The organism is Streptomyces sp. NPDC054932 (genome assembly GCF_053610205.1).
This window is the reverse complement of the sequence record NZ_JBSGXU010000161.1, coordinates 1-18880: the sequence shown is the minus strand read 5'-3', so window position 1 is coordinate 18880 and position 18880 is coordinate 1. Positions and strand designations below refer to the sequence as shown.

The following is an 18880-nucleotide window of genomic DNA, read 5'->3' as shown; positions in this document are numbered from 1 at the left end:
GGGGTCCTCAGCCCACGGGGTCGAGGCGCTCTCCGGTTATGTCCGGACCGGGTCCGGACGCTCGCGCCGCATGAACGTGCGACGTCGTCCCGGAGCGTCGTCCTGCAGGCTCCCGGGGCTGCCGACCGCGTGTCCGGCCGTCCGGGACCCCGCCCGGACCCGGCGTGACGGTCCGCCCCGCGCATACCGGCCAACTCCCGCAGCGGCGGTTCCGCCGCCGGATGCCACCGGGCACGGGCCACACCGGAAGGCATCCCATCGGCCCGGAAGCCGCCTCCTGGATGCGCTCGGGAGGGCGCGGCAGTGAGGTTCGATTCCGGTCCCGCACGACCGATCGCCGGAGCGCACGTCCACCCGCGGGCTACGGTGCAGGCGATTTCCTCAACCCAACTTCGTGGAGACGGATCATGCGCATTTCTGCCCTGTCCGCCGGCGTCGCGGTGGTGGCCGTGACCCTGGCGGGAGCAGCCGCTCCGGCGGCGGCCACTCCCACGGCCAGCACGGTCAACCTGCAGGCCGGTGCCGGCTTCCACCTCAGTTCCGCGGCCGTGGTCTACGAGCACGTCGACGGCGCCGTGAACTCGGTCAGGATCCTCTCGGTGGAGGCCCACGCCGGCGAGCGCGACTGCGTCTGGGTGGAGTGGAACGACCCGGACGACCCCGTGGACGGCTGGACCGCCATCAACACCGAGCCTCCGTGCCGCGGTGGCAACCTGCTGGAGCGGCCCGATCTGATCATCGAGGCACCGAAGGGCCATCAGCTCAAGGTGCGCCTGGCTGCCTACCACGGGTCCGAAGTGGTCCACAAGGACATCGCCAAACTCTAGAGCCGGACCGGCAGGGACTGGACGTTGTTGCTGATGAAGCTGCGCTGGTACGGGAGTTCGGCCTCCGGGAGCGCGAGGTCGAGGTCGGGGAAGCGGGTGAAGAGCCGCTCCAGGGCGATCGTGGCCTCCAGTCGGGCGAGCGGGGCCCCGATGCAGTAGTGGGCACCGTGACCGAAGGCGAGGCTGCGGGCGGCCGTGGGGCGGGTGATGTCGAAGCGGTCGGCGTCCGGGCCGTGGAAGGCCTCGTCACGGCCCGCCGCGCTGTAGCCGGCCAGCACCGGTGTGCCCTGCGGGATCACGGTTCCGTCGACGGTCAGGTCGCGGGTGGGGTAGCGGAAGGGGAACCAGCTGACCGGGGTGTCCCAGCGCAGGCTCTCGTCCACCACGTCCGACCAGGTGGCCTTGGCGTCCAGGACGAGCGCGAGCTGGTCGCGGTGGGCGCACAGCGCGCGGACGGCGTTGATGACGAGGTTCAGGGTGGTCTCGTGGCCGGCGACGAGCATCAGCCGCATCGTGCCGATGAGTTCGACCTCGGTGAGCCGGTCCCCGTCGTTCTCGCGGGCGGCTATCAGGGCACTGGTGAGGTCCTCGCCGGGGTCCGCGGCCCGGGCGGCCGCGATCGTTCCGGTCAGGGCCATCAGCTCCTGGAGGGCGGCCATCTTCTCGGTCGGCGTGATGTCGGTCGCGATGACCACCCGGTTGGTCAGGTGGTGCAGGCGGCCCCGGTGCTCGGGGTCCACGCCGAGCAGCTCGCAGATGACGTTCATCGGCAGCGGCAGGGCGAAGTGCGTGTAGAGATCGGCGGTCCCGTCGGGGGATTCGGCCGCGGCCCGTCCGAGGTCGTCGAGGAGTTCGGTGGTGAGCTCCTCGATGCGCGGCCTCAGCCGCTCCACCTGACGGACGGTGAAGGCCTTGCCCACCAGGCCGCGCAGGCGGCGATGGTCGCCGTCGTCCGCGGTGTGCATGCCCTGCGCGTTGGCGAAGACCCGCAGCGGCCAGTCCGCGGGGATCGTGCCGTCGTTCAGGGCCGGGAAGTGCCGGGCGCCCTTCGCCACTTCGGGGTGGGCGAGGAACTCCTTCAGCGCGTCGTGCCCCAGGACGACCGCTCCGGGCACCCCGCCGGGGAGCACGACCTCCGCCACCGCGCCGTGCTCGGCACGCAGCCGGGCGTTGAGGGCGTGCGGGCATCCGCCGGCGGGGTCGATCACGTGCGGGGTGCCCGTGCCCTGCGGGACGGGCGAGTTGTGGGACGACAAGCCGATTCTCCTGACCTGATGGACTGAACTCGGTCAACAGTGCGGCCTCGGGGGCGGGTTGGACAAGCCCGTCCCCGTCCCGTCTCAGAACCAGTTGAGGGTCAGGGTGAAGGTGGTGCCCGCGGTGGCTCCGGTGGCATCGCTCGCGGTGGCGGTGACCTGGAACGCTCCGCTCCCCCAGGGCTTGCCGGTGATCCGCCCGGAGGCCCCGTCGAGGGTCAGCCCCCAGGGCAGGCCGGTGGCGGCGTACCGGACGGGGGGCTTCGCGCCGGTGGTGGTGAGCTGCACGGTGCAGGACTGGTTGAACCTGCACGTCTGCGGTCCGGGGTCGGTGAACCCCAGACCACCGGGGGTGGGCGTCGGAGTGGGAGTCGGGGTGGGCGTGGGGGTCGGCGTCGGGGTCGGGGTGGTACCGCAGCCCGGGGTGGCCTCCGGGGGCAGCGGCACCCGCCAGATCTGGGTGTCGTTCTCCGATCCGACGAGCAGGTTCGCGCAGTCGGCGTACGTCACCGTCTCCCCCTGCGACTGGGCCGGGAGGGCGACGTCCGCGAGCTTGACCCCGGCGGTGTCGTACACGGAGGCCGTATTGGCGCCCAGCGGACCACCACTGCGCAGGGTGTACGAGGCGCCCGACGGCGAGAAGGCGCCGTCGGTGGCGAAGACGGGGCCGGGCCGGACCTCGGTGAGGGTGTTGACCTGCCCGGCCACGGGCGGCAGCGGGGCCTGGTACAGGCGGCCGGCGGCTCCTACGACCTTGCTGGCGACGTAGAGCCGGCCGGTGACGGGGTCGGCGAGCAGGGACTCGGCGTCGTGCCTGCCGTCCGCGTAGGAGAAGCGGTGGGTCACGGGGGTGACCGTGGCGCTCGTCAGCTGATCGGGCTCGGCGAATCGGTGCACGGTGATCTCCCCGCGCCCGCTGAAGTTGTCCCCGATGTCGCCGACCAGGATCGCGGGGCCGCCGTCCGCGTCCTTGCCGAGCGCCAGGCCCTCCCAGTCGGTGTTGCCGACGCCGGAGACGGTGAAGGTGGCCAGGAGCCGGCCGGTGGCGCCGGCGCAGTCGACGGCGAAGACCTGGTTGGTGTTGCCGCTGTCGTTGACTGCGTAGAAGACCCCGGGGTGCTTGCGGCTCATGGCGAGGCCGCTGAGCTCGGCGAGGCCGCCGGGCAGGGTGCACTTCTTCTCCGGAGCCGGGGGCGCGGCCGGGGCGGCGGTAGCGGTGGCGCCGGTCATCCAGGTGAGGGCGGGCAGGATCGTGGCGAGGGCCGCGGTCGCGAGGGCGGCGGCCCGTGGGGGTGTCAGGAGTCGGGACATGCGCACAATGTGATGCGACATCAGTTGGCGTGCCAGGCCCAATCCCCTCCCGTTCGAGCATCGTTCAATGCCGCGGGGGCATGTCCGGTCAGCGCACCGGCTCCCGCACGGGCGCCTTGTGCCCGGCCTGCGAGATGAACGCGCGGGCCGCCCGGCTCAGCGGCCGCCGGGCGTGGGCGATGCCCACCGGGCGGAGCAGCGGCGGCATGAAGGAGCGGATCTCGGCGCGGCTGCCGAACGCCCTCAGCACCACATCGCGGTACCAGATGAGCGAGCCGCGGCCGTCCGTCACACCCGTCACCCAGGCGAGGCGTTCGTCGACCTCCAGGGTGGGGACGGGCCGCACCCCGAGGCAGCTGAACATGGCCTCCATCTCGGTGCGCCGGCCCGTCCCCGGCGTGGGCAGCACCATCGGCAGCCCGTCGAGCATGCGCAGGGGCATCGGGTGGGGCAGCCGGGAGCCGAGGGGCGAGATCAGCACCACTTCGCGCTCCTGGATGAAGTGGGTGGAGAGTTCCTTGTCGACGGGCAGGTCGACCAGTGCCAGCTCGGAGCGCCCCTGTTTCAGCGCCTCGACGAGCGCCTCCCTGCTGCCGTGCTGCTGGAGCCGGACGTCGACGGTCGGGTGCCGTCCGGTGAAGGCCGCGATCAGGTCGGTGGCCAGGTCGAGGGCGAGGGTGGGCGTGGTGACGAGGGTCAGGACGGCCCGGGTGTCCTTGCCGTGCGGGGTCCCGATGTCGTCGATGGCCTCCACCGCATTGAGCACGGTACGGGCCAGCCGGACGACCCGGGCCCCCTCCGGCGTGAGGTCCACCCCCCTTCCCCGGCGGGCCAGGAGCTCGACGCCGAGGTCGCGCTCCATGGCCTGGACGGCACGGGACAGCGCGGACTGCGCGACGAACACCGAGGCCGCCGCCCCGGTGATGGACCGGCAGTCGGCGACGGCGACGAGGTAGCGGAGCTGGGCGAGGGTGGGGGTCATGACCGGACGGTAACCGCGTGAGGCTGTACCTGTAAGGGCTCGTCGGGTGAACAACTGGCCGGGTCCGGCGTGACGCTCATGCCCGGTCGGCGGCTAGGCATGCCGCTGCGGCATGCCCGCGAGGACGCGGTACGCCGGCCCGCGCGGCGGGGGCGGCCCGGCCCGGCGGAGAACACCGCAGGCCACCGGCTCGGCCGGGGCGTGTCGTGGGTCCGCCCGGGTGGGATTCCGGGTGGTCCGCGGGCGCCGCCGGGGCGAAGCATCGTATTCCGCATGGCTGTTGACAGTGCAGGGTGGCCACCGCACGATGCATCGCGGCATGCGGGTGTTTGACCACGGTTCAAGCCCGCCGTACCCGCGGTGGGTGTCCCGGCCCGGTAGGTGTGACCGCCACGCTCCCCCGCTCCTCCGCCCTGCCCGCACTGCCGTTGCACGGCTCGTCGGCTCCCCCGTTCGTCCGTTCATCCGTTCATCCGTTGGCCGCCGTTCGTCCGTTCTTCCGTCCTGCATTGCGCCATGTCACACAGCATTGGAAGAGGAGCGCCCGTGACCCCCCAGCACCCGCACCCTGCCGCCACCCGTGACCTGGTCGTCGCGGTCAGCCCCTTCGAGGAGCCCCACCCGGCCGTCGTGACCGCCGCCGAACGCGCCGGGTCCCTCGGACTGCTCGACCTCGGCCGGGACCCCGGCGCCGCACGACGCGGCCTCGCGGAGCTGGGCCGCCGGCTCGACGGCGCCCGGTACGGGGTGCGGGTGCCCGCCGACTGCCCGCTCGGGCCCGGGGAACTGCCCGCCGCGGTGGACACCGTGCTGCTCGCCGACCCCGCCTCGCACACCCCCGAACGGATGGCCGCATGGGCCGCCGCGGCCGGCAGCCCCCGCGTGTGGGCCGAGGTCACCGGCGCGGCCGAGGCCGGGACCGCCGTCGCCGCCGGGGCCGACGCGCTCGTCGCCAAGGGCCACGAGGCCGGCGGCCGGGTGGGGGCGGCCACCACCTTCGTACTGCTCCAGCAGCTCCTCGGCGACCCCGGGATCCGCGTACCCGTACGGGCCTGCGGCGGGATCGGGCCGCACACGGCGGCCGCGGCCGTCGCGGGCGGGGCCGCCGGGGTGCTGCTCGACGCACAGCTGGCCCTGACCACCGAGGCCGAGTCCGCACTCCCCGAGCGGACCTGCGCCGCCCTCCGGGCGATGGACGGCTCCGAGACCCGCATCACCGACGGACACCGGGTGTTCGCGCGCCCCGACCTGACCCCGCCCGAGGGGCCCGCACACACCCTGCTCGGCGCCCGCGACCTGCGGACGCAGCTGCTGCCCGTCGGGCAGGACGGCGCCTCGGCGGCCCGGCTGGCCGCGCGGTACCGGACCACCGGCGGCATCCTGCAGGCCGTACGGGCGGCCGTCACCGGGCACCTGGAGGAGGCGGTGCGGTCCCGGCCCCTCACCCGGCCGTTCTCCGTCGCGCAGGGTCCGATGACCCGGGTGAGCGACCGGGCGGCCTTCGCCGCGGCGGTGGCCGCCGCGGGCGGGGTCCCGTACCTGGCGCTCGCCGTGATGGAGGGCCCCGACGTACGACGGCTGCTGGCGCAGACCGCCGAGCGGCTCGGGGACCTCCCCTGGGGCGTGGGGCTGCTCGGCTTCGCCCCGCCCGGACTGCGGCAGGAGCAACTGGCGGCCGTGACCGCGGCCGCTCCGCCGTACGCGATCATCGCGGGCGGCACCCCGGCGCAGGCGGCCCCGCTGGAGGCGGCCGGGATCCGCACCCATCTGCACGTGCCCTCGCCCGGCCTGCTGGAGCGGTACCTCGCCGAAGGGGCACGGCGGTTCGTCTTCGAAGGACTGGAGTGCGGCGGACACGTCGGGCCGCGCGCCTCCTTCCCGCTGTGGGAGGAGCAGATCGAGCGGCTGCTCGCCTGTCCCGAACCACAGGACCTGGACGTGCTGTTCGCGGGCGGGATCCATGACGAACGCTCCGCCGCCATGGCGGTGGCGGCCGCCGCCCCGCTGGCCGCCCGGGGCGCGCGGATCGGGGTCCTGATGGGCACCGCGTACCTGTTCACCGAGGAGGCCGTGGCGGCGGGCGCGATCCTGCCGGGCTTCCAGCGGGCGGCGGTGGAATGCGCGCAGACCGTACTCCTGCGCACCACGCCCGGCCATGCCACCCGGTGCGCGGCCACCCCGTACGCCGGGACCTTCGAGGCGACCCGGCGGCGGCTCGCGGACAGCGGCGTCGAGCCGCGCACGATGTGGGAGGAGCTGGAGCGGCTGAACCTGGGGCGGCTGCGGATCGCCAGCAAGGGCCTGCGCAGAGGCGCCGACGGGGGCGCGCCGGAGTCCGTTCCCGAGGAACAGCAGGAGACCGACGGACTGTTCATGCTGGGGCAGGCCGCCACCCTGCGCACGGGCACCACCACGATCGCCGCCCTGCACGCCCAGGTCACCGACGGGGCCACCGCCCTGCTGGAGCGGCGGGCCCGCGAACTCGCCGGCACCGGCCCCTCGACGGAGCGGGCCCCTAAGCCCGCCGAGCCGCTCGACATCGCCGTCGTCGGGATGGCCTGCGCCTACCCGGGAGCCCCGGACCTCGCCGCCTACTGGGCGATGGTCCTCGCCGGGAGGGACGCCGTCACCGAAGTACCGGCCGAGCGCTGGGACCCGGCGCTCTACTACGACGCCGACCCGGCCCGGGCCGGTGAGCGCACCCCGTCCCGCTGGGGCGGCTTCCTCGGCCCCGTGCCCTTCGACGCCCTCGCGCACGGCATCCCGCCCGCCTCCCTCGCCGGGATCGAGCCGGTGCAGCTGCTGGCCCTGGAGATCTCGGCACGGGCCCTGGCCGACGCGGGCTACGGCCAGGACCGCGCCTTCGACCGCTCCCGGACCTCGGTGGTCTTCGGCGCGGAGGCCGGCACCGAACTGGCGGGCGCGTACGGGCTGCGCGCCCTGCACCCCGCCTACCTGGGCGATCTCCCGGCCGAGCTGGACGAGCAGCTGCCCCGCCTGACCGAGGACTCCTTCCCCGGGATCCTCGCCAACGTCATCGCCGGGCGGGTCGCCAACCGTCTCGACCTGGGCGGCGCGAACTGCACGGTCGACGCCGCCTGCGCCTCCTCGCTCGCCGCCCTGGACCTCGCCTGCCGCCAACTGCGCGACCACGACAGCGACATGGTGCTGTGCGGGGGCGCCGATGTGCACAACGGCATCAACGACTACCTGATGTTCGCCTCCGTCCGCGCCCTGTCGCCCGCGGGCCGCTGCCGGCCCTTCGACGCCGCCGCCGACGGGATCGCGCTCGGCGAGGGCGTGGGTGCGCTCGTCCTGAAGCGGCTCGCGGACGCGGAGCGGGACGGCGACCGCGTGTACGCCGTGATCAAGGCGGTCGGCGCCGCCAGCGACGGCCGGTCCCTCGGCCTGACCGCGCCCCGGCCGGAAGGACAGCGGCGGGCCCTTGAGCGGGCCTACGAGCGCGCCGGCATCTCCCCGGGCGAGGTGGGTCTGATCGAGGCGCACGGCACCGGCACGGTCGTCGGGGACAGCACCGAACTGGCCGTGCTGAACGCCCTGTTCACCGCGTCCGGGGCCGAGCCCGGGGCCTGCGCGCTGGGGTCCGTGAAATCGCAGCTCGGCCACACCAAGTGTGCGGCCGGCCTGGCCGGACTGATCAAGGCGGCCCGGGCGGTCCACGCCGGTGTGCGGCCGCCGACCCTGCACATCGACACGCCCAATCCGGCCTGGCAGGCGCAGACCAGCCCGTTCTCCTTCGACAGCGAGGCCCGCCCCTGGGCGGTGCCCGCGGCGCGGCGGATCGCCGGGGTCAGCGCCTTCGGCTTCGGCGGCACCAACTACCACGCGGTGCTCACCGGTTACGACGGATCGGCGGAGCCCCGGCACGGACTGGAGGAGTGGCCGGCGGAGCTGTTCTGCTTCCGCGGGGAGGACCGGCGGGCGGCGGGCCGGGCGATGGCCCGGCTGGCGGCCCGGCTGGAGGAGAACGACGCGGCCGGGCGGCCCTGGACCCTGCGGGACCTCGCGGCGGAGACCGCCACGGCCTGGTCCGCGGCGGCCCACGACACGGTCGTGGTGACGGTCGTCGCCGCCGGTCCGGACGAGCTGGCGGACCGGCTGGAGCAGGCCCGCGCCTTCGCCCCGGGCGCGGGGGTCCTCGTACGGGAGGAGGCGGCGGAGCCGGGCCGGACCGCCTTCCTGTTCCCCGGTCAGGGCAGCCAGCGGCCGGGCATGCTGGGCGAGTTGTTCATGACGTTCCCGGCCCTTCGCGGACTGCTGGATGCGGCCCCTGCGCCGGTGGTGTCGGCGATGTTCCCGCCGGCGGCGTTCACCGCCGAGGGGCGGGCGGCGCAGCGGGCGGCGGTCACCGACACCCGGGTGGCGCAACCGGCCCTGGGCCTGGCCGGGGCGGCGGCGCACCTGCTGCTCGGCGAGCTCGGCGTACGGCCCGACTGCGTGGCCGGGCACTCGTACGGGGAGCTCACCGCGCTGTGGGCGGCGGGGGCCTACGACACGCAGAGCCTGCTGCGGCTGAGTGCCCGCCGGGCCGGGGCGATCCTGGCGGCCGCGGGCGCGGACCCGGGGTCGATGGCCGCGGTGTCGGCGGCTCCGCAGGAGGTGCGGGAGATCGCGGCCCGCGCCGGATGCGTGGTGGCGAACCACAACGCACCCCGGCAGTGCGCGATCTCGGGCCCGACGGAGGCCGTCGCCACAGCGGTGACGGCCCTGCGCGAGGCGGGCTTCACGGCCGAACTCCTGCCCGTGGCCTGCGCGTTCCACAGCGAGGTGGTGGCGGGGGCGGCGGACGCCCTCGCCGCGGAGCTGACGGCGACGGCGGTGTCCGCCCCGGCCGTCCCCGTCTGGTCGAACACGACGGCCGGCCCGTATCCGGGGTCCGCCGATGAGGTACGCAGCCTTGCCGCGCGCCAGGTCGCGGAGCCGGTCCGGTTCGTGGAGCAGGTGGAGGCCATGTACGCGGCCGGTGTCCGGACGTTCGTGGAGACGGGCCCCGGCCGGGTCCTCTCCGGCCTGCTCGGCCGGATCCTGTCCGGCCGACCGCACACGGTGGTCCCGCTGGACGTGCCGGGCGAGCACGGCCTGGTCCGGCTGGTCACGGCTGTGGCCGAACTCATGGCGGCGGGCGTGCCGGTGGCGCCGGAGGCGCTGTTCCGCGGCCGGACCTCCCGCCTCCCGGACCGCGCCCCGCGACGCCCGGGCTGGCTGGTGGACGGCCACCTGGTCCGCACGGCGGACGGCGCACCGCTGACGGGCGGCCTGCGCCCGGCCCGCCGGGTGCCCGTGGCAGGCACGACTCCGACAGCAGGCACGACTCCGACAGGAGACGCAGCCCTGGCGGCAGGCACAGCCAGGACCAACACGACCACAGCAGTCCCCCGCACGGACCGCCGGGAGGAGGCGGTGCTGGAGTACCTGCGGGGTGCCCACGCGCTGGTCGAGGCCCAGCGGGACGTCCTGCTGAGCTATCTGGGCGCCGTGCCCCCGCAGCCGCCCCGCCATGACGGCCGGAGCCGTTCCGACGGGGCCGGGAGTGTGTCGGGGCGATCCCCGCAGGGCGCCGAACGCACTGCCGCCGCACCCTCCGACCCCTCGCCACGTTCGGCGCCCGAGGAGACGCCCCGGCGCGCGCCCGGCCCCGTCGCAACCGCCCCGGGCGGTCCGGCCCCCGCACGGCCCACGCCCCGCACCGCCGAGCAGGTCATGGACGTCGTCCTGGAGATCGTCCACACCCGGACCGGATACCCCCGGGACATGCTCGACCCCGCGCTGGACCTGGAGGCGGACCTCTCGATCGACTCCATCAAGCGGGTGGAGATCATCGGGGCCCTCGCCGACCGGATCGGCCTCCCCCAGGACCCCGGCGGCTCCGCCGAGTCCGCCGTCGAGGAGCTGTCCCGGATCAAGACCCTCCGCGGGATCGTCGACTGGGTCACCTCCCGCACGCCCGGCGGCCCCGCCCCGGATCCGGGACCCGTGGCACCGGCGCCCCCACTGAGTCGGCTCCGGGTGGAGCTGCTGCCCGTACCGGCGGCCTCCGGTGACCCCGAGTCCCTGCGCGGCCTGCGGATCGGGGTCGTCGAGGACGGCCAGGGCATCGCGCCCGCCCTCGGCGCGGCCCTGGAGCGCCACGGCGCCGAGCCCGCGGTCCTCCCCGCGGCCGCGGCGGGCTTCGACGGCCTCGTCGACCTCTCCGCACTGCGGACCACCGCCGAGCCCGTACTGCCCGAGGCCTTCCCGGGGCTGCGCCGGGCCCTGACGTCGGGCACCCCGCGGCTGCTGCTCGTCACCGCGCCCGGCACCCCGGGCGCCGGTCTGCACGGTTTCGCCCGCAGCGCCGCCCTCGAATTCCCCGGCGCGCTGGTCCGGGCCGTGGACGTCCACCCCAAGGAGGACCCGGAGCGCATCGCGGCGCAGCTCGTCGCCGAACTGAGCAGCGGCGGAAGCGGAAGCAACAACGGCACCGCCGACCCCGCCTCCGTCGGCTACGCCCCCGACGGATCCCGGGCAGCCCGCCACCCGGTGCCCGCGCCCCTGGACACCGCCCCCGGCGGCCCCCGCCCCCGCCCCGCCCTCCTCGACCCGGACTCGGTGGTCCTCCTCACCGGCGGGGCCCGCGGGATCACCGCCCGCACCGCGCTCGCGCTGGCCCGCGCCACCGGATGCCACGTCGAGCTCATCGGACGCACCCCCGAACCGGCCCCCGGCGCGGACGCGTTCACGCAGGCGCAGGACCGGGTCGCGCTGCGCGCAGCGCTGATCGCCTCAGGGCTGCGTACGCCCGCGGAGATCGAGGCAGCGGCCTCGCGCATCCTCGCCGGGCGCGAGGTACGGGCCACCCTCGCCGCCCTCGCCACGGCGGCGGCCTCCGTCCGCTACCACTGCGCGGACGTCACCGACGAGCGGGCCGTTCGGGCCGTCGTGGCCGGCGTACGGGAGCGCCACGGCCGGCTGGACGGCATCGTGCACGGTGCCGGGGTGCTGCGGGACGGGCTGCTGCGCGACAAGCAACCGGCCGACTTCACCGAGGTGTTCACCACCAAGGTGACCGGGGCGCGCCACCTGGCGGCCGCGGCCGCAGAGCACGGGACCTGGCCCGCGCCCCGGTTCCTGGCGCTGTTCGGCAGCGTCGCCGGGGTGTACGGCAACCGCGGTCAGTGCGACTACGCCGCGGCCAACGACGCCCTCGACGGCCTGGCGCACACCTGGGCGGAGTCCTTCCCGGGCCGGGTGCTGTCCGTCGACTGGGGCCCCTGGGCGGCGGAGGCGGGCGGGATGGTCACGCCCGAGCTGGAGCGTGCGTACGCCCGGCGCGGGATCCCGCTCATCGCGCCGGAGGCGGGTACCGCCGCGTTCCTGGACGAGCTTGCGCACGGCAGTGACGTCCAGGTGGTCCTGATGGCGGAGGAGGGCCGGGGCGATGCGTGACGGACAGCGGCGCGGCCCCCGCCCGACCGATGCCGCGATCGTCGGGATGGGCGCGGTGTTCCCCGGAGCCGCCGATCTGGCCGCGTACCGGCGCAATCTCCTCGCCGGTACCGACTCCATCGGCGAGGTTCCGCCGGGGCGCTGGGATCCCGAGGTGTACTACGACCCGCAGGGTGCCACCGGACCGGTGGCGGGCGACCGGTTCTACTGCCGGCGCGGCGGCTTCGTCGACGGTCTCGCCGCTTTCGACCCGACCCGGTTCGGGATCATGCCGGCCGCCGTGGAGGGGGCCGAGCCGGACCAGATGCTGGCCCTGCACGCGACGGCCGAGGCGATCGCCGATGCGGGCGGCGAGGCCCGGCTGCCCGCCGACAGGTCGCGGATCGGGGTGGTGCTGGGGCGCGGCGGGTTCATGGGGGTGGCGACCGCCCGGCTCGACCAACGGGTGCGCACTGCACACCAGTTGGCGCAGACGCTGCGGGAGCTGGCGCCGGAGCTGGGCGAGCGGCGGATCGCCGAGGTGCGCTCCGCGTTCCAGGAGGCGCTGGGTCCGGAGCGGCCTGACGCCTCGATCGGGCTCGTGCCCAGTTTCACCGCCGCCCGGACCGCGAACCGGCTGGACCTCCGCGGTCCCGCCTACACCCTGGACGCGGCCTGCGCCTCCTCCCTGCTGGCGGTGGACCAGGCGGTGGGGCTGCTGGCCGCCGGGCGCTGCGACGCGGTGGTCGCGGGGGCGGTCCACCACTGCCACATCGCGACGTTGTGGAGCGTGTTCACGCAGCTCCGGGCGCTCAGCCCGAGCGAGCGGATCCGGCCCTTCGACCGCAGGGCCGACGGGACCCTGCTGTCCGAGGGCACCGGGGTGGTGCTGCTGAAGCGGCTGGCGGACGCGGAGCGCGACGGCGACCGCGTGTACGCGGTGATCCGCGGCACGGGCGTGGCCGGGGACGGCCGGGCGGCGAGCCTGATGAGCCCGCTGGTCGCGGGCCAGGTGCAGGCCCTGGAGCGGGCCTGGCGGGAGGCCGGCCTGGATCCGCGGGCGCCGGGCGCGCTGGGGCTGCTGGAGGCGCACGGTACGGGCACCCCGGTGGGGGACGCGGCCGAACTGGACACCCTGGCCCAGGTGTTCGGCCCGGCGTCCGGGGCGGGGTCGCCCGGGATCGGCTTCGGCTCGGTGAAATCAATGCTCGGGCACACCATGCAGGCCTCGGGCATGGCCGGGCTGATCAAGGCGGCGCTCGCGGTGCACGAGGGGGTGCTGCCGCCGACGCTGCACCTCGAGGAGCCGCACCCGGACCTGGCCCGGACCAGGATGCGGCCGGTGAGCGCGGCGGAGCCGTGGGAGCGCGGGCCGCAGCCGCGCCGGGCCGGGGTCGACGCGTTCGGCTTCGGCGGGATCAACGCGCATGTGGTCCTGGAGGAGGCCCCGTCGGCCGCGCGCCCGGTGGCGGCCGTGCGGCGGTTCCTGCCGCTGGGAGGCCCGGCCGCGCCGGTGGGGCCGGCCGCGGGGGGCGGCGTACTCCTGATCGGTGCGGACACGCCCGCGCAGCTGTCGGCCCGGCTGGCGGTCGCCGCCCCGGTGTCCGGCGGTGACGGGCCCTGCCGGGTCGCGGTGGTCGGGCCCACGCCCCAGCGGCTCGCGCTGGCCGCGAAGGTGGTGGCGCGCGGCAGGCCGTGGAGGGGGCGCGGGGACGTGTGGTTCACGCCGGAGCCGCTGGGCGGCCGGGTGGCGTTCCTGTTCCCCGGCCTGGAGCCGGAGTTCGCGCCCGTGGTGGACGACGTGGCCGACCGGCTCGGGCTGGCGGTGCCCCGGCTCACCCGCGGCGCGTCGCTCGTGGAACGCGCCCTCGACGCGATCGCGACGGGCCGCTTCTTCGCCCGCGCCCTGGCCGGGCTGGGCATCGGGGCCGATGTGCTGGCGGGCCACAGCCTGGGCGAGTGGGCGGCGATGGTGGCCGCCGGAATGTATCCGCAGGAGGCGGCCGACACCTTCCTCGGCTCGCTGCGGCCCGGCGACCTGCTGGTCCCGGACCTCGTGTACGCGGCGCTGGGCTGCGGCGCGGCGCGGGCGGAGGCCGCCCTGCACGGCCTGGACCGGGTGGTGGTCAGCCACGACAACTGCCCGCACCAGTCGGTGATCTGCGGGGATCCGCAGCAGGTGGACACGGTCGTACGGCGGTTGCGCGGCGAAGGGGTGCTCGGTCAGGAACTGCCGTTCCGTTCGGGCTTCCACACTCCGATGTGGGAGCCGTACCTCGGGCAGGTCCGCGCCGCCTTCGACCGGCTGCCCCTGCGGCCCGGTTCCCTCCCGGTGTGGTCGGCCACCACGTGCGCGCCGTTCCCGGCCGCGCCGCAGGACGTACGGGACCTGGTCGTCCGGCACCTGCTGGAGCCGGTCCGCTTCCGCGAGCTGACGCTGCGGCTGTACGAGGACGAGGGCGTGCGCAGCTTCGTCACGCTGGGCCCGGGCGGTCTGCCGGGCTTCGTCGAGGACACCCTGCGCGAGCGTCCCCACCTGTCGGTCTCCACTTCCTCCCCGCGGCTGGCGGGCCTGGCGGCGCTCGGCCGTACCTGCGCCGCGCTCTGGGCCGAGGGGTACGTCCCCCGGTGGGACCGGCTGACCGGCTCCGAGACCGGGGGCGGGGCCGGGGCCGATGCCAGGGCCGATGCCGGAGCCGGAGCCGGGGCCGGGGCCGGGGCCGATGCCAGGGCCGTTGCCGGAGCCGGGGCCGATGCCGGGGCCGGGGCCGGTGTGGCGGCCGGGCCGGTCCCGGTGGGCTCTCCCGGGCGCGGTGTGCCACTCGATCTCGGGTCCCCGCTGGTCCGGCTCGGCGAGCCGGCCCGGGCCGCCCTGGCCGGCCTCCTGACACCGGCCCGGAGCCGGGAGCCGGTCGCGGATCATCCGGCGCCCGCGGGCCCCGGCGGGCCCCGGCCGGTGCTGCTGTCCGCCCTGGACGCGGTGCTGGCCGACGCCGGCTCGGCCGCCCGGGCCGTCACCGAGGCCTGGTCGAAGCGGGCCCCGGAAGCAACGGTCCCGTCCACTGCCCCGGACCCGACTCCGGACCCGGCCCACCACACACTGCGGTTGTCCCTGGCCGCACTCCCCTGCGTACGGGACCACTGCGTGTACCTCCAGCCCGACGGCTGGCCGGAGGACTCCGACCGGTTCCCCGTCGTGCCCATGACCACCATGCTGGAGCTGGCCGCCGGGGCCGCCCGGCGGCACGCTCCGCCGGGCCTCGCCGTCATCGGCTACGAGGACGTACGGGCCCTGCGGTGGCTCGCGGTCGAGCCGGCCGTCGACGTCGAGGTCGCCGTCCGCGCGGACGGGCCCGGCCGGATGCGCGTCACGCTCGGGGAGTACGCCTCGGTGGTCGTGCTGCTCGGCGACCGGTACGGGGAGCCGCCCGCGCCCGACGGCACACCGCTGCGCGACCCCGCACCCGCCCCCGTCAGCGCGGCGGCCCTGTACCGGGACCGGTGGATGTTCCACGGCCCGCGCTTCGCCGGGGTCCACGAGGTGCGCTCCGTCGGCTCGGACGGCATCCACGGGGTCCTGCGCGCACTGCCCGACCCGGGTGCGCTGCTCGACGCCGCCGGGCAGCTCTTCGGGCACTGGATGCAGCTGCGGCTCCCGGTGGACCGGCTGGTGTTCCCGGCCACCGTGGACCGCGTCCGGTTCTACGGGCCGCCGCCGGCCCCCCGGGAACTGATCACGGCCACGGCGCGGATCCGCGCGGTGCAGGACGTCACCGTGCGCGGGGACATCGAGCTGCGCGGCGCGGGCGGCGGGGTGTGGGCCCGGATCGAGGGGTGGACGTACCGCCGCTTCGGCGCCGACGAGCGGGTCTGGCCGATGAAGTTCACCCCGGAGGTGTGCGGGATCGGCGAACCGCGGCCCGAGGGCTGGTGCCTGGCCCGGCGCCGCTGGAACGATCCCGCCTCGCAGGAACTGGTGATGCGCCGCTACCTCGGCGCCGCCGAGCGGGCGGCCTACGAGCGGCTGTCGCCGCGCGCCCGGGCGCCCTGGCTGCTGGGCCGGATCGCGGCCAAGGACGCACTGCGGCAGCTGCTGTGGGACGGCGGGGCCGGGCCGGTGTTCCCCGTGGAGGTGCCCGTCGGCAACGACCCGGACGGGAGGCCGGTGGCCGAGTCACCGCTGACCCGCGGCTTCCGGCTGTCGATCGCCCACAAGGACCGGATCGCGGTCGCCCTCGCCCATCCCGCCCGGCCCGTCGGGATCGATGTGGAGCAGGTGACCCGGGATCCGGACGCGCTGATCCGGATCGCCCTCGGGGCGGGCGAACTCCGCCTCGCCGAACGGCTGGCCGCCCACGGCGGTACCGGCCTGGCCGGGGCGCTCACCGCCCTGTGGTGTGCCAAGGAGGCCGCGGCCAAGGCGGCCGGGGGCGGGCTGGGCGGCCGGCCGCGGGAGTGGCGGGTGGCCGGGGACGGGGACGGGGATTGCGGTGCCCTGCTCGTGACCTCCCCCGAGGGGGATCCGTACCCGGTCCGCACCACCGCCCTCACCGGCGGCAGCCACCTCACCGGCAGCGCGCTCACCGGCGGGACGCCCGCCGACCGCACCACGGACAGCCCGCCCGATCACGTCGTCGCCTGGACCGCCCACCTCGCGGCGCCCTCTCCCGTCCCCTTTCCCCTCACGGAGGCCCGTCATGGCAACTGACATCCTCGCCGAGATCACCGGCATGCTCGTGGAGATCGTCGGCGACGAGTACCTGCTCGCGGAGGAGGTCACGATGAAGACGACGTTCAACGAGGATCTCGCCCTGGAGAGCATCGAGTTCGTCGCCCTCGCCGAGCTGCTCCATCATCGCTACGGCGCCGACGTGGACCTGATGGGCTTCCTCGCCGAGAAGGACATGGACGCCATCCTGGCCATGTCCGTCGGCGAGCTCGTCGTCCACATCGGCCGGATCACCCACACCTCGCTGGCCCGGGTCGCGGCCGGCAGCTCCGCCGCCCCCGCGTCGGCCGGCTGAGCCCGCCATGGCCTTCGTCCGCGCGGGCTCCCTGCGCTTCCACGTCCAGCGGCTCCCGGCCACCGCCGGTGCCGACGCCCCCGACCGGCCCGTCGTGGTGTTCCTGCACGGGCTGGTCGTCGACAACCTCTCCTCCTTCTACTGCCCCCTGGCGGTGCCGGTGGCCCGGTCCGGCCACGAGGCGGTCCTCTACGACCTGCGCGGCCACGGCCGCACCGAGCGCCCCGGGTCCGGATACGACAGCCGCACCGCCGTACGGGACCTCTTCGCCCTGCTCGGCGCGCTGGACCTCGGACAGCGCCCGGTCCATCTGGTCGGCAACAGCTACGGCGGGACCCTCGCCCTGCACGCCGCCCTGGCCCGGCCCGACCTCGTCACCGGGCTCACCCTGCTCGAACCCCCGCTCAGCGGGACCTGGGTGGAGAACATGGTGGACACCCTGTCGGCCGCCGCGCTCGGCCTGGAGGACAGCACGGTCCCCACCGAGCTGCTCACCCTGCGCCTGCGCAAGGCCGCCAACCTGACGGCCATCGCCGACGCCCTCCTGAACCGCACCACGCTCATCGACGACATCGCGGCGAGCCGCACCTTCACCCCGGCGGACTACGCCCGGCTGCGCTGCCCGGTCCTGATCGTCTGCGGCGAGCACTCCGAACTGCTTCCTGGCGGGCGAGAGTTGGCGCTGCACGCGCCGTACGGTGAGCTGCGGATCCTGCCGGGCCTGGGGCACGACGTCCTGAAGGAGAGCAGCGGGGTCCTGCGGGAGACCGTGCTCGCCCATCTCGACGCGACGGCCGACCCGGCGGCGTCGGCGGCGGCCATGGCGGCGGCGCGGCCGCGGGTGGGAGCGCTGGTCCCGTGAAGGTGCTGTTCACCGTGCCGCCGCTGGCGGGGCACGTCAATCCGACCGTGGCCGTCGGGGCCGAACTGGCCGCCCGGGGCCACGAGGTCGCCTGGACCGGTCCGGCCCCGGCCCTGGCCCGGCTGCTGCCCGCCCGGTCCCGGATCCTGCCCGCCGGGGAGGAGCTGGGCGGCGGGTACACGGAGCTGCACGAACGCTGGCGTGACCTGCGCGGGGTCGGTGCGCTGCGGTTCCTGTGGGAGGAAGCGCTGGTACCGCTGGCCCGGGCGATGGTGCCGGGGGTGACCCGGGCCGTCCGCACCTTCGGACCGGACGTTCTGGTCGCCGACCAGCAGGCCCTGGCCGGGCCCCTGGTGGCCCGGCGGCTCGGCGTCCCGTGGGTGACCTCCGCCAGCACCTCGGCCGAGCTGACCCGGCCGTTCGCGGACTTCCCGAAGGTCGGGGAGTGGGTGGCCGGGCAGATCTCGGGGCTGCTCGCGGAATTCGGCGCGGGGCCGGATCCGCAGGGCGGCACGTGCTGGGACCCGCGGTTCTCGGAGCGGCTGGTGCTGGTCTTCTCGACCCCCGAACTCGTGGGAGCGGACCTGGACTTCCCGCCGCACTACGCGTTCGTGGGCCCTGCCTTCGGGGCCCGGCCCTCGGCGTCCGGGTTTCCGTGGCAGCGGCTGGACCCGGCGCGGCGGCGGGTGCTGGTGTCCCTGGGCACCCTCAACCAGGCCGCCGGGGCCCGCTTCTACGGCGCGGTGCTGGGCGCCGCCGAACGCCTCGCCGGGGAGGTCCAGTTCGTCCTGGCCGCTCCCCCGGCCCTGCTCGGGGCCGTACCGGACCACGTCCTGCTCCAGGAGAGCGTCCCGCAGCCGGCGCTGCTGCCGCACCTGGACGCGGTGGTCTGCCACGCCGGCCACAACACCGTCTGCGAGGCCCTCGCGCACGGGCTGCCGCTGGTCGTCGCCCCGATCCGGGACGACCAGCCGATCGTGGCCCAGCAGGTGGCCCTGGCCGGAGCCGGCATCCGGGTGCGGTTCGGCAGGACGCGGGCCGAGGAACTGCGCGACGCGCTCACGGCCGTGCTGGACGACCCCGGCCCCCGCCGGGCCGCCCGGCGGATACAGGCCTCATTAGCCGCGGCGGGCGGGGCCGGCGCCGCCGGCCACCGGGTGGAGAAACAGCTATGACGCCACCCCCGCGCTCCC

The 18880-nt window shown here is 75.7% G+C and carries 9 protein-coding genes; 6 read left to right on the top strand and 3 right to left on the bottom strand.

The window, feature by feature from the left end:
- Positions 1-407: 407 nt before the first annotated feature.
- Positions 408-827, top strand: a complete 420-nt coding sequence (locus tag ACWGE1_RS31530) for a hypothetical protein (RefSeq protein ID WP_453423859.1) — start codon at positions 408-410, stop codon at positions 825-827.
- Here ACWGE1_RS31530 and ACWGE1_RS31525 read toward each other — a convergent pair.
- From ACWGE1_RS31525 to ACWGE1_RS31515, 3 genes are all read right to left on the bottom strand, one after another.
- Positions 824-2083 (bottom strand): cytochrome P450 family protein, encoded by a 1260-nt coding sequence (locus ACWGE1_RS31525; RefSeq protein ID WP_453423858.1) that lies wholly within the window; start codon positions 2081-2083, stop codon positions 824-826. The genes ACWGE1_RS31530 and ACWGE1_RS31525 overlap by 4 nt on opposite strands.
- Positions 2084-2167: 84 nt before the next feature.
- The gene (locus ACWGE1_RS31520) at positions 2168-3394 is read right to left on the bottom strand and encodes a putative Ig domain-containing protein (protein WP_453423857.1); all 1227 of its coding nucleotides are present in this window, start codon (positions 3392-3394) and stop codon (positions 2168-2170) included.
- Positions 3395-3482: 88 nt separating this feature from the next.
- Positions 3483-4376 carry a LysR family transcriptional regulator gene (locus ACWGE1_RS31515; protein ID WP_453423856.1) on the bottom strand — a complete coding sequence of 298 codons (894 nt, stop codon included), beginning with the start codon at positions 4374-4376 and terminating at the stop codon, positions 3483-3485.
- 546 nt (positions 4377-4922) lie between these two features.
- On the opposite strand from ACWGE1_RS31515, the gene ACWGE1_RS31510 reads away from it, so the two are divergent.
- From ACWGE1_RS31510 to ACWGE1_RS31490, 5 genes are read left to right on the top strand one after another with little or no spacing between them, the layout of a single operon-like run.
- Positions 4923-11822, top strand: coding sequence for an SDR family NAD(P)-dependent oxidoreductase (locus tag ACWGE1_RS31510; RefSeq protein ID WP_453423855.1), 6900 nt, complete (start codon positions 4923-4925; stop codon positions 11820-11822).
- Positions 11815-16509, top strand: coding sequence for a beta-ketoacyl synthase N-terminal-like domain-containing protein (locus ACWGE1_RS31505; RefSeq protein ID WP_453423854.1), 4695 nt, complete (start codon positions 11815-11817; stop codon positions 16507-16509). Before ACWGE1_RS31510 ends, ACWGE1_RS31505 begins: the two co-directional genes overlap by 8 nt.
- Positions 16499-16825 carry an acyl carrier protein gene (locus tag ACWGE1_RS31500; RefSeq protein ID WP_453423853.1) on the top strand — a complete coding sequence of 109 codons (327 nt, stop codon included), beginning with the start codon at positions 16499-16501 and terminating at the stop codon, positions 16823-16825. Before ACWGE1_RS31505 ends, ACWGE1_RS31500 begins: the two co-directional genes overlap by 11 nt.
- Before the next feature lie 7 nt (positions 16826-16832).
- Complete coding sequence (locus ACWGE1_RS31495) at positions 16833-17687, top strand: alpha/beta fold hydrolase (RefSeq protein ID WP_453423852.1); 855 nt, start codon at positions 16833-16835, stop codon at positions 17685-17687.
- 2 nt (positions 17688-17689) lie between these two features.
- Positions 17690-18862 (top strand): glycosyltransferase, encoded by a 1173-nt coding sequence (locus ACWGE1_RS31490; protein WP_453423860.1) that lies wholly within the window; start codon positions 17690-17692, stop codon positions 18860-18862.
- Positions 18863-18880 lie beyond the last annotated feature (18 nt).